Source organism: Pseudonocardia nigra, assembly GCF_019396355.1.
Taxonomy (GTDB): Bacteria; Actinomycetota; Actinomycetes; order Mycobacteriales; family Pseudonocardiaceae; genus Pseudonocardia; species Pseudonocardia nigra.
Window position 1 is genome coordinate 1 of record NZ_JAHKRK010000086.1, and the last position, 21,906, is coordinate 21,906.

Sequence of the window (21,906 nt, forward strand, 5' to 3'; positions counted from 1 at the left end):
GCGAGGCTCCCGACGGTGTCGCCGACGGCGCCGACGAGCCCGCCGGACCGCTCGCCGCCGTCGGTGTCCTCCTCGCGGGAGGAGTCGTCCTCCCGCGAGCTGTCGGCCGAGCGGGCGCTGCGCTCCGACCGGTCCTCGTCCTCGGCGGCCGTCGGCTGGGGAGCGGACGATCGGGTCGAGCTCTGCGGCTCGCTCTGGGCGCCGAAGAGGACGGTGTCGAGCGTGTTGCCTGCCCCGTCGACCGTGTCACCGAGGCTGTCGGTTGCCCCCTTCAACGGGGGTGCGGCGTCGCCGACGTCACCGAGGGTGTCGCTGACCCCGCCGGCGAGGCCGCCGACCGGACCGCGGTCATCGGCGCTGTCGCCGTGGTCGGAGCTGCCGCCCTGGTCAGGACTGCCGCTGTCGGGCTGTGTGCTACCGCCCGCAGGGGGACCAGCGCTGCCGCCGCCGTCGTCGGCGACGGCGGTCGACACGTCGCCCCCACCGGCAGGCTCGTTGCCGCCGACACCGCCGTCGCCGCCGGTCGGGGTGCCGCCGCCGCCCGCACCACCCGCGCCGTCCGAGCCCGTCGTGCCGGCGTCGCCTGGGCTCCCTGCGGTGTTCTGCGCGCCCGCATCCGCGCCCGCCTGCCCACCGGCGAGTGCGCCGGAGAACGCGACGTTCATCCACTCGGTCGGAGCCGGGATGCCGGCGTCGAGCTGCCGGGAGACCGCAGCCGGATCGATCACGGCGGCACCCGGAGGGTTCGCCGACACCTCGCCGCCCTGGTCGAGCAGGCCCTGGCCGGGGTAGCTGCCGTCGGTGGCGCCCTGCGCGTCGATGCCGGACGGGCTGACGTCGGTGAAGACCGCGGCCCCGATGACGGAGCCCGCGGCGAGGAGGGTGCCTGCGGCGACGGCGCTGCGACGCACGAGGACGCTCTTCGGCGTGGACCCGTCGGCGGGCTCGTCCGCCTGCTGGCCCGCTCGGGCCTGGATCGGGCGCTCGAGCGCGTGCGGCGCCCGGCCTTCACGGCGCAGGAGCGTGCCGACGGACACACCCGCCGTCGGGTCGTCGACCTCGATCTTGACGGGGACCGGCGCGTTCCGGCTCAGCAAATCGGCGACGGAGATGGCCGTCGTCGAGGTCGTGCCTGGTCCGCCACGGGACACCAGTTGAGCCACGGCGCGAGATCCTCCCTTGGAGTGAACGGATCAGCCGAATGTCTACCGGAAGCCGATCGGGCACACCAAGAGCTACTCCTCCGCCGGAGAGATGAACGGTCAGTAGCAGGCGGCGAGTGGAATTGCGCCGTTCGGGTGACCCTGGTGGCTCGCGGTTAACGGTCGGGTCACTGCTGACTGCGGAAGCGGCTGCGCGTGGAGTCGAGCGCCTGCTTGGCGGCGATGCCGGCGCCGCCGCCGAGCAGGAGCCCGAGGACGTCGGGGCCGACGCTCCCACCGGTGAGCAGCAGGCCCAGCAGCGCGACACCTGCGGTGCCGCCCGCGACCTTCCACCGCCCGTTGACGTAGTCGGCCGTGGTGGCGCCGACGGCGCCGCGCTGCTTGGCTGCTTTGTTCAGCAGCGCCAGGTACCCGACGTGCCTCAGCGCGACGAGGAGTCCCACCAGCGCGACGACGGTCGCGACGATCCCGAACGCGGTGCCCATGGAAACCAGAGTGCCACGCGGACGCGGGCCCGCGCCGGAACGCGGAGGGCGGCCCGCTCAGCCCAGCCTGCCGCGTCCCAGGCGGAGCAGCAGCATGGCGAGCTCGCGACCCTCCGCGCCGAGCTCGCGGAAGCGGGCGAGCACTGCCATCTCCCGGTTGTAGACGATGCGCGGGCCACCGGCCGCCATCCTGGCCTTGCCGATGCGTTGCGAGACCTCGCTGCGGCGCTTGACCAGCCGCAGGATCTCGGCGTCCAGGTGGTCGATCTCCATCCGCAGCGCCTGGATCTCGTCGTCGGCGGGGATGGCGGCGTTCGCGTCATCGGTGGTCACGGTCACGGTCTCCTCCTCGTGCGGGTCCGGTCCCGTGACGCGGAAACGCCCCGGGTCCGCGGACTCCGGGGCGTCGTGGGGGCTGGTCAGCTGGCCACGGGAACCGGTGTCCGGTACCCGTAGAAAAATCGACAGCCGATCAGTGGCACGCGGCAAGTGTGCCACAGGGCGCGCTGTCGGAGGCCGCCGGTACTCTTTGGAACACAATGAGCGAGCTTGTGAGCGAATCATCGACACAGCGTGTGCGCGAAGCGTTGGCCGAGCGCAGCGAGGCCTGACGATGAGTGCGCTGTTCGAACTGCCTTCACAGACCCTGACCCAGCCCCGCACCGACCGCGGCGCGGCGCTGCTGGAGGGGCTCAACCCCCGGCAGCGCGAGGCGGTGGTCCACGCGGGTTCGCCGCTGCTGATCGTGGCCGGGGCGGGTTCGGGCAAGACGCGTGTGCTCACCCACCGCATCGCCTGGCTGCTCGCCGAGCGCGGGGTCCACCCCGGCGAGATCATGTCGATCACCTTCACCAACAAGGCCGCAGCCGAGATGAAGGAGCGGGTCGACACGCTGGTGGGGCGGCGCGGCAACGCCATGTGGGTGTCCACGTTCCACTCGATGTGCGTGCGCATCCTCCGTCGCGAGGCAAAGCACCTGGGCGTGCGCTCGGCGTTCTCCGTGTACGACGCCGACGACACCCGCAGGCTCGTCGGGCTGGTGGCGCGCGACCTCGAGCTCGACCCCAAGAAGTTCGCCGCCCGCGGCCTCGCCGCCCAGATCTCCAACCTCAAGAACGAGCTCCTGGGGCCCGACGCCGCCGCCGAGCGCGCCACCAACGACTACGAGCGCAAGGTCGCCGAGGTCTACGCGCTCTACCAGTCCCGGCTGCGCACGGCCAACGCGTTCGACTTCGACGACCTGATCATGGAGACGGTGGCGCTGCTGCAGCGGCTGCCCGCCGTCGCGGAGTACTACCGGCGCCGGTTCCGGCACGTGCTCGTCGACGAGTACCAGGACACCAACCACGCGCAGTACGTGCTGGTGCGCGAGCTGGTGGCGCCCGCGGCCGAGGGCGTGGAGCCGGGCGAGCTGTGCGTCGTGGGCGACTCCGACCAGTCGATCTACGCCTTCCGCGGCGCGAGCATCCGCAACATCATCGAGTTCGAGCAGGACTTCCCGAACTCCCGCACGATCCTGCTGGAGCAGAACTACCGCTCCACCCAGCGGATCCTGTCCGCCGCCAACGCGGTGATCGCACGGAACCCCGACCGGCGCGACAAGCGGCTGTGGTCCGAGCAGGGCGACGGGCAGAAGGTCACCGGCTACGTCGCCGACAACGAGCACGACGAGGCCGCCTTCGTCGCCCAGGAGATCGACCGGCTGGTCGACTCCGGCGAGGTCCGCAACAGCGACGTGGCCGTCTTCTACCGCACCAACTCGCAGTCCCGCGTCTTCGAGGACGTGTTCCTGCGGGTGGGGCTCCCCTACAAGGTCGTCGGCGGGGTGCGCTTCTACGAGCGCAAGGAGGTGCGCGACGCGCTGGCGTACCTGCGGGTGCTGTCCAACCCCGAGGACACCGTCAGCCTGCGGCGCATCCTCAACGTCCCCAAGCGCGGCATCGGCGACCGCGCCGAGGAGATGGTGGCCGCCCACGCCGATCGCGAGCGCATCTCGTTCGCCGCGGCGCTGCGGATCGCGGCGGAGCAGCCGGAGCGGATCCCCGGGCTGGTCACGCGGTCGCAGCGGTGCATCGCGGCGTTCGTCCGGCTGCTCGACGACCTCTACGAGCTCGTGGAGCAGGACGAGCCCACCGCCGAGCTCCTGGAGGCGATCTACGCGCGCACGGGCTACACGGCCGAGCTGGAGGCCAGTGAGGACCCCCAGGACGGGTCCCGGCTGGAGAACCTCGCGGAGCTCGTCACGGTGGCGCGGGAGTTCGCGGGCGACGCCGCGGTGGCCGACCTGGACGACTCCGACGTCGAGGTGGGCGCGCCCGCGCCTGGCTCGCTGGCGGCGTTCCTGGAGCGGGTCGCGTTGGTGGCCGACGCCGACTCCATCCCGGACAACGACGCGGGCATGGTCACGCTGATGACCCTGCACACGGCGAAGGGGCTGGAGTTCCCCGTCGTGTTCCTCACCGGCTGGGAGGACGGCGTCTTCCCGCACATGCGGGCCATGGGCGACCTCGCGGAGCTGGCCGAGGAACGGCGGCTCGCGTACGTCGGCATCACCCGCGCCCAGGAGCGGCTGTACCTCACCCGGGCGATGATCCGGAGCTCCTTCGGGCAGCCCAACGCCAACCCGGCGTCCCGGTTCCTCGCGGAGGTCCCCGACGACCTGGTCGAGTGGCGGCGCTCCGAGCCCGATCGCTCCGCCCCGGTCGGGCGGTTCGGCTTCGGCAAGCGGGCCACCGCCACCGACCGCGGCGACTGGCGGGTTCCGGAGCGCAAGCTCACCCCGACCATCAGCCTCGAGGTGGGCGACCGGGTCAGCCACGACAAGTACGGCCTCGGCACCGTGATCGCGTCCGACGGGGCCGGGGTGAAAGCGACGGTCACCATCGACTTCGGCAGCGCCGGCACGGTACGGCTCATGCTGATCGGCGGCGTGCCGCTGCAGAAGCTGTAGCGGGCCGCGGGCGGGCCGCTGGGGCAGGGACGGTCCGCTGGGCCGAAGCCGGGGCGGGCCAGGGGATGGGTGACGCGGCCGGGCCATGGACGGGTGTGATCGAAGTCGGCGGCCGGGGTAATCCCGCTGATCAAGGCGCAAACGTCGCTGGTGGATCGATTCGGAGCGACACTTGCGCCTTGATCAGCGCGCTGGGGCCGGGGGCGAGGCGCGACGGGCCTCGCGGACGGGCGCTGGCCGCAGGACCGGGTGATCCGCGTGAGAGTGCGCTCGTTGGTGTCGGCGGTGCGATCGCGGAGGTCTCGTGGCGATCATGGCGGCAGTGATCGCCGTGAGAGTGCGCTTGTTGTCGTTGCCGGCGCGATGCCGGCCATCTCGCGACGATCTCGGCCCGCGCCGGCCGTGCCCGCGGTCCCTGGCGGAGTGACGTCGACCGGGCCCCGCCCCGCTCCCGTCGACCTCGCCTCTACCTGGGGCGGGAACCCGGTGATCAAGGCGCAAACGTCGCTGCTGAATCGATTCGCGACGACATCAGCGCCTTGATCAGCGCGTTGGGGCCGGGGGCGAGGCGCGACGGGCCCCGCGGAGGGGGCGTCGGCCGCGGGGTCGGGTGATCGTCGCGATAGCTGCGATTGCGGGGGTCTCGTGGCGATCATGGTGGGCAGTGATCGCCGTGAGAGTGCGCTAGTTGTCGTTGCCGGCGCGACGCCGGCCATGTCGTGGCGATCTCGGCCGGCCGCCGTGCACGCGGTCCTTGCCGGGCCTCGCGTCAGTAGTCGATCCCGTGCCGCTCGAGCCAGGGGATGGGGTTGATCTTGCTGCCGTCGGTGTCCCAGATCTCCAGGTGCAGGTGCGGGCCCGTGGAGTAGCCGCGGTTGCCGATCTCCGCGATCTCCTCGCCCGCCTCCACCCGCTGGCCCACCTCGACGAACATGCGGTTCACGTGCCCGTACACGCTCTGGGTGCCGTCGGGGTGGCGCAGAACGACCCAGAGGCCGAAGCCCGTGGCGGGCCCCGCCTCCTCGACCACCCCGTCGGTGAGGGCGTAGATCGGGGTGCCGATGGGGCCGGCGATGTCGATGCCGTTGTGCAGGGCGTCCCAGCGGGGGCCGAACATCGAGGTGAGCCGGCCGGTCGTGGGTCGCACGAACGCCTGGTCGCCGATCAGGTGCGCCTCGGCGGCGCCGTAGGCGAGTGCGGCGTCGATGATCGCGGCCTGGCGGGCGAGCTCGCGGCCGATGTCGACGGCCTTCACGAGGTTCTGCACGTCGACCTGCTCGGTGGCGTCGAGCGCGCCGAGGGTGAGCGGGTCGGGGAGGAGCTGGTCGCCGCCGATCGCGTCGACCGTGGGGTCCGGGGTCGCGACGTCCTCGGTCACCGCGGCGACGGGGAGGAACGCGGCCATGGCCTGCGGCGGTGGCTCGGCCTCGGCGGCGAGCGGGGAGACGAGGGACTGCCCGGCCGCGACGACCGCGCCTGCGGCGACGGCGGCGACCGTCGCCCGGCTACGCACGGACGCGGCGGGTGGCGCCGGGAGGCGGTGCCCGCTCGGGACCGCGACGACGCGTATGGGCATCGTGCGATCGAGCTGGTCCGCCTGGGCGCCGCGTGGGGAGCGGTGGCGCGCCAAGACCTGCCCTTCTCGACGTCTGGCCGGTGGTGCCCGGGTCCCGTTCGCGACAGCCGGGCTGGGGATCCCGCAGTGGCGATCGGGGTTGCCACTGATGCTGTCGTGATCGGTCTGTGACACGGACCGGAGGAAGGTAGCGGGCGGCGTGAGTGGGGGGCAAGCCCGGGGTCGGCGTGTCGGCGTTCGTGTCACTCCGGTCAGGACGCCGGCGACGATTCCGCACGGACGGTCGCCACTCGGGGGGAGAAGTGGCGATGACCTCGGCAGAACGAGTGATGCGGATGGTCCGAACAGGCGAGGGACGTGGCTACCCAGTGCACGGAGCGCGGATCGATGGGCAGCGAGAGGTGACCGACGTCACGTAGCTCGAACTCCTCGACGTCCAGGTCGGGGTGAATCAGCCGGGCGTTGCGCTGCGGGACGATCATCTGGTCCATCCGGCTCCACACCACGAGGAACCGGGTGGTGCAGCCGGGTGCCGGCGCGGCGAGCTCCTCCAGCAGCTCGGAGCCGGGGCGCAGCTGGCGGGCCAGCGGGGTGGGCATCAGGTATGCCGCGAGCGTGCCCGCGTGCGGGCTGCCCAGCGTGACGAGCGCGTCGACGGCGGCGGCGCCGCCCATCCGCTGCACGTAGTAGCGCGCGATCACGCCGCCGAGCGAGTGGCCGACGACGTGCACCTTCTCCGCCCCGGTGCGCTCCCGCAGTTGTTCGACGTGCTCGCGCAGCGCGTGGGCGGCGGTCCGGATGTCACCGGTGAACAGGCTGTAGTTCACCGCGTGCACGACGCCGAACCCGCGGCGCAGCAGCGAGCGGCGGAAGACGGTGAACACCGAGCGGTTGTCCATGATCCCGTGCACCAGCAGGATCGGCCTGCCCGCGGCCTCGACGTCGGTGACCAGCAGGCTGCGCCGGATCGGTGGCAGCGGGTCGGTGCGGTAGCCGCCGGACTCGGTGAACTGCTCGCGCACGAGCCCTGCCGGGTAGACCGCCAGGTGCGCGGCGAGCCAGGCCCATTCGACGGCGAGGCCCCGGATCCCGGCGGGCGCCCCGAACGTGCGGGCCGCGTACGCGCCGGCCCTGCCCAGTTCGGTCGCACCGGTCTGCACCGCCGCGGCCGCCGTGGCCAGGCGGTCCACCCCCGCGCGGACCAGCGCCATGGATAGACGGTAGGTGATGTTCGCCGCTACTGCGCGTCCTGACGGCGCGATTCGCGCCGTCGGAGCATCGCCGTCGCAGCGGGTGACAGAAGCGGGTGACTACCGTCACCAGGGCAGGTCAGGGCAGGTGCGGGCGGCGTCGCTAGGGTCGCTGCAGCGGATGTCGCGGGCTGTCCGGACCAGTGGAATTCGGGCCGAGCGCAATCGGAGTCGAGGGAGAGCCGAGTGGACCTGTACGAGTACCAGGCGAAGGACCTCTTCGCCGCGCACGGAGTCCCGGTGCTGCCGGGGAAGACGGTGGAGACGGCCGACGACGCAGCAGCCGCCGCCGCCGAGCTCGGCACCGCCGTGGTCGTCAAGGCCCAGGTGAAGACCGGTGGCCGGGGCAAGGCGGGCGGCGTCAAGCTCGCCGAGAACGCCGATGAGGCGCGGGAGAAGGCCGAGGCCATCCTCGGCCTCGACATCAAGGGCCATACGGTGCACCGCGTGCTGGTCACCGAGGCCAGCGACATCGCCGAGGAGTACTACTTCTCCTTCCTGCTGGACCGCTCGAACCGCACCTTCCTCGCCATGGCGTCGGCCGAGGGCGGCATGGAGATCGAGCAGCTCGCCGTCGAGCGCCCCGAGGCGCTGGCGAGGGTGCCGGTCGACGCGATCGCCGGCGTCGACCGCGCGAAGGCCGCCGACATCGTCGCCCAGGCGAAGATCCCGGCAGCGGTGGCCGACCAGGCCGCCGACGTGATCGTCAAGCTGTGGGAGACCTTCGTCGCGGAGGACGCCACGCTGGTCGAGGTCAACCCGCTGGTGCGCGACCCGCAGGACAAGGTCATCGCGCTGGACGGGAAGGTCACCCTCGACGAGAACGCTGCGTTCCGGCAGCCGGCCCACGCCGCGCTCGTCGACGAGCGCACCGAGGACCCGCTCGAGGCCAAGGCCAAGGCGAAGGACCTCAACTACGTCAAGCTCGACGGCGAGGTCGGCATCATCGGCAACGGCGCCGGCCTCGTCATGAGCACGCTCGACGTCGTCGCGTACGCCGGCGAGAAGCACGGCGGCGTGAAGCCCGCCAACTTCCTCGACATCGGCGGTGGCGCCTCGGCCGAGGTCATGGCCGCCGGCCTGGACGTCATCCTCGGCGACCCGGCCGTCAAGAGCGTGTTCGTCAACGTCTTCGGCGGCATCACCGCGTGCGGCGCGGTCGCCACCGGCATCGTCGAGGCGCTGAAGATCCTCGGTGACAGCGCCTCCAAGCCGCTGGTCGTGCGGCTCGACGGCAACAACGTCGTCGAGGGGCGGCGGATCCTGGACGAGGCGAACCACCCGCTCGTCACCCAGGTGGACACCATGGACAACGCGGCCGACAAGGCCGCCGAGCTCGCAGCGGCAGGGGCCTGATCATGTCGATCTTCCTCAACGAGAACAGCAAGGTCATCGTCCAGGGCATCACCGGCGGTGAGGGCACCAAGCACAGCACGAAGATGCTGGCGGCGGGCACCAACATCGTCGGCGGCGTGAACGCCCGCAAGGCTGGCACCACGGTGACGATCGGCGGCAAGGACCTCACGGTGTTCGGCACCGTCGAGGAGGCCATGAAGGAGACCGGCGCCGACGTCAGCGTCGTCTTCGTGCCGCCGAAGTTCGCCAAGGACGCCGTGATCGAGGCCATCGACGCCGAGATCCCGCTCTGTGTGGTGATCACCGAGGGCATCCCGGTGCACGACTCCGCCTACTTCTGGGCGCACGCCTGCGCCAAGGGGACAGAGACAACACCGGGGGCACCCCGGACCCCGAGGACGCGGATCATCGGCCCGAACTGCCCCGGCATCATCTCCCCCGGGAAGTCGAACGCCGGCATCATCCCGGCCGACATCGCCGGCGCGGGCAAGATCGGCCTGGTGTCGAAGTCGGGCACGCTGACCTACCAGATGATGTACGAGCTGCGGGAGATCGGCTTCTCCACGGCCATCGGCATCGGCGGCGACCCGGTCATCGGCACCACCCACATCGACGCGCTCGAGGCCTTCCAGGCCGACCCGGAGACCGCGGCGATCGTGATGATCGGCGAGATCGGCGGTGACGCCGAGGAGCGGGCGGCCGACTTCATCAAGGCCAACGTCACCAAGCCCGTCGTCGGTTACGTCGCCGGGTTCACCGCCCCCGAGGGCAAGACGATGGGCCACGCCGGCGCGATCGTGAGCGGCTCGGCCGGTACGGCGCAGGCCAAGAAGGACGCGCTGGAGGCGGCGGGCGTCAAGGTCGGCAAGACGCCGAGCGAGACGGCCGCGCTGACGAAGGAGATCATCGCGGGTCTCTGATCCGCACCGCGAAGTGACAGGAAAGCCACGTTCCTGACGTTCAGCGTCAGGAACGTGGCTTTCCTGGCGTTCGGGGTGGGACCACTAATGCGACTGGTGTTGCGTTTGCCGCGGCTGCTCCCGTATGGTGGTCCCGTGCGCAGCTGACACCTCCCTGCCCGCGTCCGCGGCTCGTCGCCCGGCGGGTGATCCGGTTCGTCCGTGAGGTGTCGCCCATGTCTCCTTCTCCGTCCACGCCTGCCGTCGTCTGCTCCGGTCTGTCCTTCGACTGGCCCGACGGCACGCCCGTCCTGCGCGGCCTCGACGTCGCCTTCGACTCCGGCCGCACCGGGATCGTCGGGACCAACGGTTCGGGCAAGTCCACGCTCCTGCGGCTGATCGCCGGGCGGCTCGCCCCGACCGCGGGCGCGATCAGCACGGTAGGGAGCGTCGGGTACCTGCCCCAGGACGTCGCGCTGGGCGCCGGGCGGACCGTCGCCGAGCTGCTCGGCGTCGCCGACCAGCGCGCCGCGCTGCATGCCGTCGAGGCCGGGGACGCCGCGGCGGTCGCGACCGTCGGCGACGACGGGTGGGACGTCGAGGAGCGGGCCGTCGCCGCGCTCGCCCGCTTCGGGCTGCCGACCGCCCTGGACCGCCCCGTCGGCACGCTCTCCGGCGGCGAGGCGGTCCTCACCGGGCTCGCCGGGTTGCTCGTGCGGCGCCCGCCCGTCGCACTGCTGGACGAGCCGACGAACAACCTCGACCGGCGGGCCCGGGGCCTGCTGTACGACGCCGTCGCGACGTCGCCCGGCGTGCTGCTCGTCGTCAGCCACGACCGCGAGCTGCTCGAGCTCGTCGACTCGGTCGCCGAGCTCCGGGACGGCTCGGTGCGCCTGTTCGGCGGACGCTCTCGGCCTACGAGGAGCAGCTCGCCGCGGAGCAGGAGGCGGCGAAGCGGCTCGTCCGGGTGGCGGAGGCGGATCTGCGGCGTGAGCAGCGCCAGTTGGTGGAGGCCCGGATCAAGCTCGACCGGCGGGTCCGCTACGCCGACACCGATTACGCCAACAAGCGCCGTCCGAAGGTCATCATGAACCAGCGCAGAAGGGAGGCCGAGGTCTCGGCGGGCAAGCACCGGATCATGCACGAGCAGCGGCTCGACGGCGCCCGGCACGGGCTGCGGGTCGCCGAGGCCGGCGTCCGAGACGACGACCACATCCGCGTCGACCTCCCGGGCACCGTGGTACCGGCCGGCCGCACCGTGCTGGAGGTCGGCGGGCTCGTCGTCCGCGGCCCGGAGCGGATCGGGCTGCTCGGCGGCAACGGCACGGGCAAGACCACGTTGCTGCGCCGGCTCGAGCCGACGGTCCCGTTCGCGTACCTGCCGCAGCGCCTCGACGTGCTCGACGACGCCGCGTCCGTGCTCGACAACGTGCGCGCCGGCGCCCCGGCCGCCGACCCGCAGCAGGTGCGGGCCGGGCTCGCCCGGTTCCTCGTGCAGGGCGACCACGTGAGCAGACCGGCGGGCACGCTGTCCGGCGGCGAGCGGTTCCGGGTGGTGCTGGCCCGGCTCCTGCTCGCCGATCCGCCCCCGCAGCTGCTGTTGCTCGACGAGCCGACGAACAACCTCGACCTCGCGAGCGTCGACCGGCTCGCCGAGGCGATGACGGCCCATCGCGGCGCGCTGATCGTGGCGAGCCACGACGTGGCTTTCCTGCGCAGGCTGGGTATCTCCCGCTGGTGGACGGTGGAGGGCGGGCTGCGCGAGGTGGCGCAACCGTGACCCGGCGAACCGCGGCACGTTGATCGCCCGCGCGCACCCGGGGACACGGAATGGACTAGCGTTCCCCTGCACCGCCTGCGTGGACCGCGGGAGTCCGCACGGAGGGAGTTCGCCATGAGCCAGCAACCCGGGACGCCACCGTCCTACGGCACGCCGTCCACGCCGCCGTCGTCGGTGACCGGCTCGCCGTCCGCGTCGTCGGGCGAGCAGACGGGCGCCACGGCCTCGGCCGATGGCGGCGGGCTGGCACCCGGCCCCGCCCGGCTGCTGGCGCTCGCCGCCGCCGGTCTCGGCCTGGTGATCTACCTGCTCGGCTTCTTCGGCGAGCTCGGTCTGGCCGGCCTCGGAGGAGTGCTGCTCATCGGTGGCGGGCTGCTGGCGGGTGCGGCGGTGCTGCCGAAGGTCGGCCGCGTGCTGGTGCCGGCCGCCGTCGTGGTCACCACCGGCGCGCTGCTGCTCCTGCAGGCCGTGGTGAGCCTGGGCGCGTCGGGCATCGGCATCTTCGCGCTGATCCTCGCGATCCTGCAGGCCGCCGTCGCTGTCGGCGCGGTCCTGCTCGACGCCGGCCTGGTCAAGGCCCCCGCCGCGCGGTCGAGCACACCGCCGGGCTACCCGCAGGGCGGCTACGGCGGCTACCCGCAGCAGGGCTACGGGCAGCAGGGTGGCTACGGCCAGTACGGCGGCTCCCCCGGCGGCTACGGGCAGCAGCCGGGCTACGGGCAGCAGAGCGGCTACGGGCAGTACGGCGCACAGCAGCCCGGCAGCTACCCCGGCTACGGCGCACAGCCCGGGTACGGCCAGCAGCCGCCCGCCCAGAGCGGCTGGGGGCAGCAGCAGGCGTCCCCGCCCGAGGCCGGCGCCCGGCCCGGCGCGCCCTGGTACGGCGGCGGGGCGGCCGAGAGCGGCGCCGAGACGCCGTCGTCGCCCGGCACGCCGCTGGCGTCCGGCGCTCCGGCGGGGGCCTCCGACGCCACCACCGCGATCCCGCAGGCGGCCGCCCGGCCGGAGCAGGCCGAGGGCCGCCACGAGCAGCGCGACGGCGAGCAGGGCGAGGGCGACCAGACCCGGTTCATCCAGCCGGGCAACCCGCCCCAGCACTAGGCCGCGTCCCGCGGATCATGAACGCGGTCTTCGCGCCCAGATGGGCCCTGGCTGCGTTGTCGGCAGGCCCGGGTACGTCAAGTACGACGGCGCTCCCCTCACCCACCCCGCCGGCTCCGCCGGCTGCCGTCCCCCGGTCCTCCGCCTCGCAGGAACCATCTGGATCACGAAGCCCATCGCCCCTGATCCACGGGACACGGCCTAGATCCCTCCGAGGTCCGGCTCCACGGGTTCGGCGTGCCTGACCCGCCCCGGCGCGCCGCGCTGCAACCCTGGAGCGCGTGACGTCCGCTCGCACCTCCACCGACCTCGACCCGACCGACCAGCAGCCGGACGGCGCGCCGGAGCGCCGGGAGCCGGCGGGGGTCGAGGGCCTGGACCGGCTGCGGCTGCTGCTGGCCGGCGCGATGGGCACGGTGCTCGTCAGCTACGCCCTGCTCGTCCCGGCGGCGGTCGTCGTCGTGGCGACCGCGGGCGGCGGGGTGTCGATCGACGGCGCCTTCGCCGCCGCGATCCCGCTGTGGCTGGCAGCACACCAGATCCCGCTCGTGCTGGAGGGCCGGCCACTCAGCGTGCTGCCGCTGCTCCCGACCATGGCGGTGTTCGCGGTCGTGGCCGTCGGGTCGGCCTGGTCGGTCCGCAGGCTGGGGTGCCGCCCGCGCGTCGACGCCGGAGCCGTGATCGCCGGCATCGCCGGGGCGCACGCCGCGGTGGCCGTGCTGGGCAGCGCACTGCTGCCGCGCGCGGCCGAGGTCGCGGTGGCCCCGTGGTCGGCGATGGTGGGCGGCGGCCTCGTCTCCGGCGCCGGTGCCGTCGTGGGCGTGCTCCGGGTGTGCGAGCTCCCGGCCGAATGGGCGGCCCGGCTGCCCGGATGGCTGCGGCCTGCGCTGCGCGGCGCCGCCGTCGCGCTCGTCGGGCTGTCGCTCGTCGGGGCGGCGGTGCTCCTCGTGGGCCTCGTCCTCGGTGCGCCGGACGTGGCTGCGGCGTACCGGGACCTCGCGCCGGACCTGGGCGAGGGCGTCGGCGTCACCCTGCTCGTGCTCGCGTACCTGCCCAACGCCGTGATCGCGGGCCTGGGCTGGGCGCTCGGGCCCGGCATCGAGGTCGGGATCGGCGGGGCGTCGCCCTTCGGGGCCCACGTCGGCGAGGCGTCGAGCTTCCCGCTGCTGGCGGCCATGCCGGACACCGCGCCGCCGTCGTGGGTCGCGGTGGTGTTCGTCCTCCCGGTGGCCGTCGGGGTGCTGGCCGGACTGACCTGCGGCCGCACCGCGACACCGGCGCAGCGGCTCCCCGCCGCAGTGGGCACCGCGGCGCTGACGGCGGCGGCGGCCGCGCTGGCGGCCCCGCTGGCGGGCGGCAGGCTCGGGGCGGGTCCGTTCGACCCGGTGCACCTGCCGGCCGAGCTGATGCTGGCCACCGTCCTGTTGTGGGTCGGGTCGCCGGCGCTGGCGATCGCGCTGCTGCACGGCGGCGGACGACGCGTGCGCCCGACCCCGTCGCGGCCCGTTCGGCGGCGGCCCGAGCGCGTGCCGACGCCCGAGCCCAGCGAGGTGCCCGCTGTCGAAGAGGCCCCGCCGACCGAGGCCACCGAGGCCACCGAGCCTGCCGACGCTGCCGACCTGGTTGACGCCGTCGACGACGCCCCGGAGCCGGAGGCCGTCGGACCCGCTGACGCGGACGCCCCCGACGCCCCCGACGACGCCCCCGACGACGGTGCCGATGCCACCGACGACGCCGAGCCGGAGCGAGCGGAGCCCAGGCGGGTGCCGCGGGCGGAGTGGGATGCCGCGGAGCGGGCGGGGAGGCCGAAGCGCGGCCGGATCCCGCGGCCACGGCGGCGGTCGGCGCCGGTGGAGCAGGCGGCCCCCGCGGTGCCCGAGCAGCGCGGCCCCCGCACCGTCGCCGAGCTCGTGGCGCTGCGCGCCCGGCAGGCGGCCGAACGTGAGGCTGCCGACGGGGCCGAACCGGGCGAGCCGGCCGACGCCGGCGACGCCGCGGACCGGCGGCACCCGGACGCGTAGACCGCGAACCAGCAGGGCTGTCAGGCGCTCCAGTCGGGACGGCGGCCGAGGTGGCGCAGCAGCGCGGCGAGGTCCCCGTCGCCGTCGACGGGTTCGAGCGCCGGTGCGTAGGCGCCGTATGCCCGGAGGGGCTCGACGATGCTGGTGGCGACGGGCATCAGCTCCCTGGCGAGCTCCGGACCGAGCGGCGAGGGCTGATCGGTGGCGACGGCGATGTCCCAGGCGTGGACGGCGGCGTCGAGCGCACAGGCGCCGACGCCGAGCGTGGCGGGCATCTTGCCGGGCGGCACCGGAACCGGAACCTCCTCGACGTCCTCGCCGACGGTCGCCCAGCCGGCGGCGGAAGCCGCCATCGCTTCCTCCGCGACCTCGACGGGGGTGCGGTCGAGCACACCGGAGGGTGCGAACGGGTTCTCCGACGGCCCCGGTGCGCCGGTGAGGAACGCGGCGAAGCCGATCTGGTCGCCCGCCGCGTGCTGGAGCACCTGGGTCACGGTCCATCCCTCGCAGGGAGTGACGCGGTTCCAGTCGCCGTCGGCCACACCGTGAACGGCGCTGCGCAGGGCCTGGTGCGCAGCGCGCAGGACGGTCCACTCGTGGGCGGTGGTCTCGCTCATCGTCGTCTGCCTCTCGGTCGGGTCGGCCGCGCTGTCCGCGTCGCGCGATCTGCTGTCAGCTTAACAGAACGGAACGCTCTGTTCCAATAGGTCCGATCGAGCGGGCTCCTCCCCTGCGAAACGGGCGCCGGGCGCGGTGTGACCTGCGCCGCCGCCTAGGCTGGTCACCGACAGAGGCGATCTGAGAACCGTTCGAGGAGCCCCCGCTTGCCCGCGCCGACGAGCCGTTCCTACCGGGTCGAGATCCCCGTTCCGGCGCGGGTGGTGGTCCTGGTCTCCGGGTCCGGCACGCTGCTGCAGGCGCTCCTCGACGCCGCTTCCGGACCCGGCTTCCCGGCCCGCGTCGCCGCCGTCGGCGCCGACCGCGCCGGGATCGAGGGCCTGGCGCGGGCCGAACGGGCCGGCATCCCGACGTTCACGGTGCGCGTCGCCGACCACGCCGACCGCGCCGCTTGGGACGCCGCCCTGGCCAAGGCCGTGGCCGAGCACCGGCCCGACCTGGTGGTCAGCGCCGGCTTCATGAAGATCCTCGGCGCGGGCTTCCTGGCCGGAATCGGCAGCCCGATGATCAACACGCATCCCGCGCTGCTGCCCGCGTTCCCCGGCGTGCGCGGGGTCGCCGACGCGCTCGCGTACGGCGTGAAGGTCACCGGGGCCACCGTGCACCTGGTCGACGACGGCGTGGACACCGGACCCGTGCTCGCCCAGAGCGCTGTGCCGGTCGAGCCCGGCGACACCGTCGAGACCCTGCACGCACGCATCAAGATCGAGGAGCGGCGGTTGCTCGTGGGCACCGTCGCCGCGCTGGCCCGCGAAGGGGCCACCGTGACCGGACGAGAGGTGAGCATCCCGTGAGTGAGCTTGCGAGCGGACCGTCGCCGCTGAGTGGCCAGCGACGGCCGGTGCGCCGCGCCCTGATCAGCGTGTACGACAAGTCGGGGCTGCTGGAGCTCGCCACGGGCCTGCACGCGCTGGGCGTCGAGATCGTCTCCACCGGTTCCACCGCGCAGCGCATCGCCGACGCGGGCGTACCGGTCACGCCGGTCGAGGAGCTGACCGGGTTCCCGGAGTGCCTCGACGGCCGGGTCAAGACGCTGCACCCGCGCGTCCACGCCGGCCTGCTGGCCGACACGCGCAAGCCGGAGCACCTCGCGCAGATCGAGCAGCTCGGGATCGCCCCGTTCGACCTGCTGGTGTCGAACCTCTACCCGTTCACCGAGACGGTCGCGTCGGGCGCCGGCCCGGAGGAGTGCGTCGAGCAGATCGACATCGGCGGGCCGGCGATGGTCCGGGCGTCGGCCAAGAACCACGACAGCGTGGCCGTCGTCGTCGACCCGCAGCGGTACGACTGGGTGCTCGAGCAGGTCAAGAACGGTGGGTTCGAGCCGGCCGACCGGCGGCTGCTGGCCGTGGCCGCGTTCCGGCACACCGCCACCTACGACGTCGCCGTGGCGTCGTGGCTGGGCAACGTGCTGGCGCCCGAGCCAGAGGCCGCCGTCTTCCCGTCGTGGGTCGGCGCCACGTGGGAGCGGTCCGCCACCCTGCGCTACGGCGAGAACCCGCACCAGGCGGCCGCGCTGTACGTCTCCGGCGAGCCCGGTCTGGCCGGTGCGGAGCAGCTGCACGGCAAGGAGATGTCGTACAACAACTACGTCGACGCCGACGCCGCGTGGCGGGCCGCGCACGACCACGAGGGTGCGTGCGTGGCGGTCATCAAGCACGCCAACCCGTGCGGCATCGCCGTGGGAGGCGACATCGCCGAGGCCCACCGCAAGGCGCACGCCACGGACCCGGTCAGCGCCTACGGCGGTGTGATCGCGGCGAACGGCGAGGTCAGCGTCGCGATGGCCGAGCAGGTCGCGGAGATCTTCACCGAGGTGATCCTCGCCCCGGCCTACGCCGACGGCGCGCTCGAGGTGCTCACCCGCAAGAAGAACATCCGCGTGCTGCGGCTGCCCGGCACCGTCCGGCGCGGCGGCGCCGAGATGCGCCCGATCTCCGGCGGGCTGCTGCTGCAGCAGCGCGACGCGATCCACGCCGCGGGCGACGACCCGGACACCTGGACGCTCGCCGCCGGCGACCCGGTGCCCGCCGACGTGCTGGCCGACCTTGCGTTCGCGTGGCGGGCCTGCCGCTCGGTGAAGTCCAATGCGATCCTGCTGGCCTCCGGCGGCGCCGCGGTCGGGATCGGGATGGGCCAGGTCAACCGGGTCGACTCGTGCCGGCTCGCGGTCTCGCGGGCGGGCGACCGGGCCCGCGGCTCGGTGGCGGCGTCCGACGCGTTCTTCCCGTTCCCGGACGCGCTGGAGGTGCTGCTCGAGGCCGGCGTCCGGGCAGTGGTGCAGCCGGGCGGCTCGGTGCGCGACGAGGCCGTCGTCGCGGCGGCCGCGGCTGCGGGCGTGCCGATGTACCTGACGGGCACCCGCCACTTCGCCCACTGACCCCGACGCGTGGCCCCGGCCGCCCTCGGTTGACCGCAGCAAAGCCACTTTCCTGCAACGTCGTTGCGTGAAAGTGGCTTTGCTGCAATCGGAGCGCGTGGCCGGATCACGCGCCCTGGTCGAGTCGTCACCTGAGAGGGGCTTGAGAGCGCCGCGCGGCGAGGCTATTGTCGAACATCAGTTCGAACTCGCCGGCTTCCCCACGGCGTGGATCGCCAGGGGAGGTGTGCCATGCCTGAGGCCGCCGTGGCCGGCGGTGCCGCTGCGGGAGCCGGGAGGGCCGATCCGGCGAGCCGGCTGGAGCTGGCGCGCGGGCTGTTGCGCCGCATCGAGGACCGGTCGGGGAGTGTACGGCCCGCGGCCGTCCCCGAGGCCGACGGACGCGTGCTGCCGGTGGCCGAGCCCCTGGCCCGGCTGCTCCCGGCGGGCGGGCTCCGCCGCGGGTCCACCGTCGCACTCCCGGAGGCGCCGGGCGCCACCTCGCTGCTGCTCGCGCTGCTCTCCGCGGCCTCGGCGGACGGGGCGTGGGCCGGGGTGGTCGGCAGACCGGGACTCGGGCTGGTGGCGACCGCGGAGGCGGGCGTCCGCCTCGAACGGCTGGCGCTGGTGCCCGATCCCGGGGCCGACCTGGTCGCCGTCACCGCCGCGCTGCTCGACGGGATGGACGTGGTCGCGGTGTCCGGCGCCGCCCGGGCGGGGGTGCGCGCCGCCGACCGGCAGCGGCTCGCGGCAAGGGCGCGCCAGCGCGGCGCGGTGCTGCTGGCGCTCGGCGCGTGGCCGGGGGCGGACATCGAGCTGAGCTGCAGCGACACCCGATGGCATGGGGTGGGGGCCGGCGCAGGCAGGTTGTGCGCCCGGCAGGTCGCGGTGCACGTGCGGGGGCGGGGGGTCGCCCGCAGCGGTCAGGAGGGCCGCCTGCTGCTGCCGGGCCCGCGCGGCGCCCTCGGCAGCGTGCCCGGCACCGTCGAACGACTGGCCGCGGTCCCGATGGAGGCGGCGGGGTGACGGCGGGCCCCACCCGTGTGCTCGCGCTGTGGTCGCCCAACTGGCCGGTCACGGCGGCGGCGATGGCCGCGCACGTCCCGGCGCACCGGCCGGCGGCGGTGGTCGTGGCCAACCGGGTGCTGGCGTGCTCCGCTGTCGCCCGCGCCCACGGCGTGCGCCGGGGGCTGCGCCGCCGGGAGGCGCAGGCCCGGTGCCCCGACCTCGTGGTGCTCGAGCGCGACCCCGACCGCGACGCCCGCGCGTTCGAGCCGGTCGTGGTCGCGGTCGAGGAGCTGGCCCCCGGCGTGGAGGTGGTGCGGCCGGGGCTGGTGGCGCTGGCCGCGCAGGGTCCGGTCGGCTGGTTCGGCGGGGAGCAGGCGGCGGCGGAGCGGCTGGTCGACCAGGTCGCCGCGCGCACCGGGGCGGAGTGCCAGGTCGGGTTGGCCGACGGGCTGTTCGCCGCCGTGCTCGCGGCCCGGCGCGGGCTGGCCGTCGCGCAGGGCGACACCCCCGCGTTCCTCGCCCCGCTCGGTGTGGAGGAGCTCGACCGCGAACCCGACGTGGACCGCTCCGAGCTGGTCGGGCTCCTGCACCGGCTGGGACTGCGCAGCCTCGGGGCGTTCGCCGCGCTCGACGCCGAGGACGTCGCCTCCCGGTTCGGGGCCGACGCCGTGCTCTGCCACCGCCTCGCCCGCGGCCTCGACCCCCGCCCGCCGGTCCGCAGGCTCCCTCCCGAGGAGCTGACCGTGGAGCTCGAGCTGGACCCGCCCGTCGACCGCGTCGACGCCGCGGCCTTCGCTGCGCGCGGGCTGGCCGAGCAGCTGCACCGCACGCTGGCCGGGCACGGGTTGTCGTGCACGCAGCTCGGGATCGCCGCGCGCACCGACACGGGGGAGGAGCTGCACCGGGTCTGGCGGTGCGCCGAGCCGCTCACCCCCGCCGGCACCGTCGACCGCGTCCGCTGGCAGCTCGACGCCTGGATCACCCGCTCCGCGGAACGGCGCGCGGAGGCCCCGGACGAGCCGGGCGGGGTGGGGGCGGTGACGCGGCTGTGGCTGGTGCCGGAGGAGACGGTCCCCGCGGGTGCCCTGCAGCTCGGGCTGTGGGGGGACGTCGGGGAGTCCGACGAGCGCGCGGGCCGCGCGCTGGTGCGGGTGCAGGCGCTGCTCGGCCCCGAGTCCGTGGTCACGGGGGTACTCGTCGGCGGCCGGGAGCCCGCCGAGCAGGTGCGGCTGGTGCCGTGGGGCGACGACCGCGACCTCGGGCTCCCCGCGCTGCCGCTGGAGGACCCGGCCCCGACCGAGCGGCCTGCTGTCGCCCCGCCGGTGGGGAGACCGCGCCAGGAGGCCGAGAAGCCGGCCACGGCGGCACCGGCGGGGTGGCCGGAGGACGTGGTGCGCCGCGCCGGCCGCGACCCCGTGGCGGCCGGGGACGACGCCGCCCGGCCGCGCTCGACGAACCGGCGCCGCCGGACCCCCGCTCCGCGCCGCTCCACGCGAACATCCGCGGTCCGGGAGCCGCCGCCGTCCTGGCCGGGCCGGGTGCCCGCGCCGTCACCCGCCACCGTGCCCCCGCAGCCCCTGCCCGCCGAACTGCTCGACGCCGAGGGCACCGCGGTGGCCCTCACCGCGCCCGACCTGCTGTCCGCGTCCCCGCACCGGCTCGCGGTCGACGACGGATCACCCCGCACGGTGCACGGGTGGGCCGGGCCGTGGCCGTTGCGTCAGCGGTGGTGGGTGCCCGACGGCGTGGAGGGCAGCAGGCTGCAGGTCGTCGTCGATGGGGGTGCGGCGCTGTTGCTGCTCGCCCGGGACGGGAGGTGGTGGGTCACGGGGATCTACGACTAGACGCTACGGCGTGAGGCGGTGCAGGTCGCGGGGGAACAGCGTCGTCCGCCGGATGTTGTCCGCCCCGACCAGCCGCGCGGTCCACCGCTCCAGCCCGAGCGCGAACCCGCCGTGCGGCGGCATGCCGTGCCGGAACGCCTGCAGGTACGGCTCGTACGGGCCGGTGGCCTCGCCGCGGTCGGCGAGCGCCTGCGCGTAGTCGGCGTACTCGTGCAGCCGCTGGCCGCCCGTCACGAGCTCCAGCCCGCGGAAGAGCAGGTCGAAGGAGTTCGTCCAGCGCGGGTCGTCGGGCTGGGGACTGGTGTAGAACGGCCGCTTCCGGGCCGGGTGGCCCTCGACCGCCACGAAGTCCGACCCGTGCTCCTCCAGGGCCCAGCGGCCGATGCGCCGTTCGTGCTCCGGGGCCAGGTCCGGCTCGTCGGGGTGGGCGCCCACGAGCGCGAGCGCGTCCCGGAAGTGGATCACCGGGATTCGCTCGGGCACCTCGGGCAGGCGCGCCCCGGCCGGCGCCACCGCGTCGGGGACGTCGGTGCGGATCGCCTCGAGCATCCCGGCCAGCACCTCGCGCAGCACGGCGAGGACGTCGCGGTGGTCGTCGATGAAGCCGAGCTCGACGTCCAGCGACACGTACTCGGCCAGGTGCCGCGCCGTGTCGTGCGGCTCGGCGCGGAAGACCGGGCCCACCTCGTAGACGCGCTCGAAGACCCCCACCATGATCTGCTTGTAGAACTGCGGGGACTGCGCGAGGTACGCGGGTCGCCCGAAGTAGTCGACGGTGAACACCGTCGCCCCGGACTCCGTGGACCCGCCCACCAGCTTCGGGGTCTGGATCTCGGTGAAGCCGCGCTCGTCCAGGGTGTGGCGGAACCCGCGCAGGGACGCGGCCGCCAGCCGCCAGACCGCGGCCTGCGCGGGATGGCGCCAGGTGATCGGCGCGTGGTCCAACAACGCCGGCAGGCCGGCTGCGAGGGCGGGCCGCCAGAGCTCGACGGGCGGTGGGCTCGCCGAGCCGAGCACGGTGATGCGCGGGTCGGTCAGCTCGGCGCCGCCGGGCGCCTTCGGGTTGGCGACCACCGTGCCCTCGACGGCGACGGCGGTCTTCTCGCCGAGCCCGTCGACCTGCCGCCGCCCGGGCTCGTCGCTCACGATGACCTGGGCGAGGCCGGCGCGGTCGCGGACGACGAGGAACGAGACGTGCGACAGCCGCCTGCGGCGATGGACCCATCCGCGTACGGTGGCGCGCCGCCCGATCTTCTCGGGCAGGCCCGCGGTGAGCGTGCGTGGCATTTCGGCACCTCCTCGGTTCGACATCCCGGGAGGTGTGGGCGATCGGGTGCTCGCGGTGCCACCACACCTTCGCAGGCCGCGGCGGCGGCCGGCCTCGTTGCGCGGTCGGGTGACGGGGACCGGCCGGGCGGCTCGGGGGTCGTCACTCC

The 21,906-nt window shown here is 74.3% G+C and carries 16 protein-coding genes and 2 pseudogenes; 11 read left to right on the plus strand and 7 right to left on the minus strand.

What is annotated here, in order from left to right; genetic code table 11:
- The 3 genes and pseudogenes from KME75_RS20930 to KME75_RS46860 all read right to left on the minus strand — a co-directional run.
- A pseudogene (locus KME75_RS20930) lies at positions 1–1,097 on the minus strand (hypothetical protein); the annotation flags it as partial.
- 233 nt (positions 1,098–1,330) lie between these two features.
- Positions 1,331–1,648, minus strand: coding sequence for a hypothetical protein (locus tag KME75_RS20935; RefSeq protein ID WP_219416565.1), 318 nt, complete (start codon positions 1,646–1,648; stop codon positions 1,331–1,333).
- A 57-nt stretch (positions 1,649–1,705) separates the two neighbouring features.
- A pseudogene (locus KME75_RS46860) lies at positions 1,706–1,993 on the minus strand (chorismate mutase); the annotation flags it as partial.
- Positions 1,994–2,261: 268 nt separating this feature from the next.
- Here KME75_RS46860 and pcrA point away from each other — a divergent pair.
- Complete coding sequence (gene pcrA, locus KME75_RS20945; RefSeq protein WP_219416566.1) at positions 2,262–4,598, plus strand: DNA helicase PcrA; 2,337 nt, start codon at positions 2,262–2,264, stop codon at positions 4,596–4,598.
- Between the two features lie 769 nt (positions 4,599–5,367).
- Here pcrA and KME75_RS20950 read toward each other — a convergent pair.
- Together KME75_RS20950 and KME75_RS20955 are read right to left on the minus strand one after the other, a co-directional pair.
- Positions 5,368–6,174, minus strand: coding sequence for a M23 family metallopeptidase (locus tag KME75_RS20950; RefSeq protein ID WP_219416567.1), 807 nt, complete (start codon positions 6,172–6,174; stop codon positions 5,368–5,370).
- Between the two features lie 251 nt (positions 6,175–6,425).
- Entirely contained in the window at positions 6,426–7,385 is a 960-nt protein-coding gene (locus KME75_RS20955; RefSeq protein WP_219416568.1) for an esterase/lipase family protein, read from the minus strand.
- Positions 7,386–7,610: 225 nt separating this feature from the next.
- Between KME75_RS20955 and sucC the strand changes: the two genes are divergently transcribed.
- From sucC to KME75_RS20985, 6 genes are all read left to right on the plus strand, one after another.
- Positions 7,611–8,780 (plus strand): ADP-forming succinate--CoA ligase subunit beta, encoded by a 1,170-nt coding sequence (gene sucC / locus KME75_RS20960; protein WP_219416569.1) that lies wholly within the window; start codon positions 7,611–7,613, stop codon positions 8,778–8,780.
- A gap of 2 nt (positions 8,781–8,782) precedes the next feature.
- A complete protein-coding gene (gene sucD, locus KME75_RS20965) occupies positions 8,783–9,700 on the plus strand; it encodes a succinate--CoA ligase subunit alpha (RefSeq protein ID WP_219416570.1) in 918 nt (305 codons plus the stop codon).
- Between the two features lie 215 nt (positions 9,701–9,915).
- The gene (locus KME75_RS46045) at positions 9,916–10,770 is read left to right on the plus strand and encodes an ATP-binding cassette domain-containing protein (protein ID WP_219416571.1); all 855 of its coding nucleotides are present in this window, start codon (positions 9,916–9,918) and stop codon (positions 10,768–10,770) included.
- Positions 10,767–11,459, plus strand: coding sequence for an ATP-binding cassette domain-containing protein (locus KME75_RS46050; RefSeq protein ID WP_219416572.1), 693 nt, complete (start codon positions 10,767–10,769; stop codon positions 11,457–11,459). The genes KME75_RS46045 and KME75_RS46050 overlap by 4 nt, the downstream gene beginning before the upstream one ends.
- Before the next feature lie 114 nt (positions 11,460–11,573).
- Positions 11,574–12,560, plus strand: a complete 987-nt coding sequence (locus KME75_RS20980) for a DUF5336 domain-containing protein (protein ID WP_219416573.1) — start codon at positions 11,574–11,576, stop codon at positions 12,558–12,560.
- Positions 12,561–12,841: 281 nt separating this feature from the next.
- The gene (locus KME75_RS20985) at positions 12,842–14,581 is read left to right on the plus strand and encodes a cell division protein PerM (protein WP_219416574.1); all 1,740 of its coding nucleotides are present in this window, start codon (positions 12,842–12,844) and stop codon (positions 14,579–14,581) included.
- 20 nt (positions 14,582–14,601) lie between these two features.
- Here the strand turns inward: KME75_RS20985 and KME75_RS20990 are convergent, their stop codons facing one another.
- Positions 14,602–15,198, minus strand: coding sequence for a TIGR03086 family metal-binding protein (locus KME75_RS20990; protein ID WP_219416575.1), 597 nt, complete (start codon positions 15,196–15,198; stop codon positions 14,602–14,604).
- A gap of 207 nt (positions 15,199–15,405) precedes the next feature.
- Here KME75_RS20990 and purN point away from each other — a divergent pair, with 207 nt between their 5' ends.
- The 4 genes from purN to KME75_RS21010 all read left to right on the plus strand — a co-directional run bounded on the left by purN (position 15,406) and on the right by KME75_RS21010 (position 20,470).
- Complete coding sequence (gene purN, locus KME75_RS20995) at positions 15,406–16,053, plus strand: phosphoribosylglycinamide formyltransferase (RefSeq protein WP_219416576.1); 648 nt, start codon at positions 15,406–15,408, stop codon at positions 16,051–16,053.
- Complete coding sequence (gene purH / locus KME75_RS21000; protein WP_308282943.1) at positions 16,050–17,639, plus strand: bifunctional phosphoribosylaminoimidazolecarboxamide formyltransferase/IMP cyclohydrolase; 1,590 nt, start codon at positions 16,050–16,052, stop codon at positions 17,637–17,639. The genes purN and purH overlap by 4 nt, the downstream gene beginning before the upstream one ends.
- A 231-nt stretch (positions 17,640–17,870) precedes the next feature.
- Positions 17,871–18,644 (plus strand): DnaE2-dependent mutagenesis accessory factor ImuA', encoded by a 774-nt coding sequence (imuA', locus tag KME75_RS21005; protein WP_219416577.1) that lies wholly within the window; start codon positions 17,871–17,873, stop codon positions 18,642–18,644.
- A 62-nt stretch (positions 18,645–18,706) separates the two neighbouring features.
- Positions 18,707–20,470: a DNA polymerase Y family protein gene (locus tag KME75_RS21010; RefSeq protein WP_219416585.1), complete on the plus strand. Its 1,764-nt coding sequence runs from the start codon at positions 18,707–18,709 to the stop codon at positions 20,468–20,470.
- A 3-nt stretch (positions 20,471–20,473) separates the two neighbouring features.
- Here the strand turns inward: KME75_RS21010 and aspS are convergent, their stop codons facing one another.
- Positions 20,474–21,757, minus strand: a complete 1,284-nt coding sequence (gene aspS / locus KME75_RS21015) for an aspartate--tRNA(Asn) ligase (RefSeq protein ID WP_219416578.1) — start codon at positions 21,755–21,757, stop codon at positions 20,474–20,476.
- Between the last annotated feature and the right edge of the window lie 149 nt (positions 21,758–21,906).

Bases quoted from the DNA above. Each gene is read 5' to 3' on its own strand.
- KME75_RS20935 (WP_219416565.1), bottom strand. From the start codon at position 1,648: ATGGGCACCGCGTTCGGGATCGTCGCGACCGTCGTCGCGCTGGTGGGA.
- pcrA (WP_219416566.1), top strand. From the start codon at position 2,262: ATGAGTGCGCTGTTCGAACTGCCTTCACAGACCCTGACCCAGCCCCGC.
- KME75_RS20950 (WP_219416567.1), bottom strand. From the start codon at position 6,174: ATGCCCATACGCGTCGTCGCGGTCCCGAGCGGGCACCGCCTCCCGGCG.
- KME75_RS20955 (WP_219416568.1), bottom strand. From the start codon at position 7,385: ATGGCGCTGGTCCGCGCGGGGGTGGACCGCCTGGCCACGGCGGCCGCG.
- sucD (WP_219416570.1), top strand. From the start codon at position 8,783: ATGTCGATCTTCCTCAACGAGAACAGCAAGGTCATCGTCCAGGGCATC.
- KME75_RS46045 (WP_219416571.1), top strand. From the start codon at position 9,916: ATGTCTCCTTCTCCGTCCACGCCTGCCGTCGTCTGCTCCGGTCTGTCC.
- KME75_RS46050 (WP_219416572.1), top strand. From the start codon at position 10,767: ATGAACCAGCGCAGAAGGGAGGCCGAGGTCTCGGCGGGCAAGCACCGG.
- KME75_RS20980 (WP_219416573.1), top strand. From the start codon at position 11,574: ATGAGCCAGCAACCCGGGACGCCACCGTCCTACGGCACGCCGTCCACG.
- KME75_RS20990 (WP_219416575.1), bottom strand. From the start codon at position 15,198: ATGAGCGAGACCACCGCCCACGAGTGGACCGTCCTGCGCGCTGCGCAC.
- imuA' (WP_219416577.1), top strand. From the start codon at position 17,871: ATGCCTGAGGCCGCCGTGGCCGGCGGTGCCGCTGCGGGAGCCGGGAGG.
- KME75_RS21010 (WP_219416585.1), top strand. From the start codon at position 18,707: ATGGCCGCGCACGTCCCGGCGCACCGGCCGGCGGCGGTGGTCGTGGCC.
- aspS (WP_219416578.1), bottom strand. From the start codon at position 21,757: ATGCCACGCACGCTCACCGCGGGCCTGCCCGAGAAGATCGGGCGGCGC.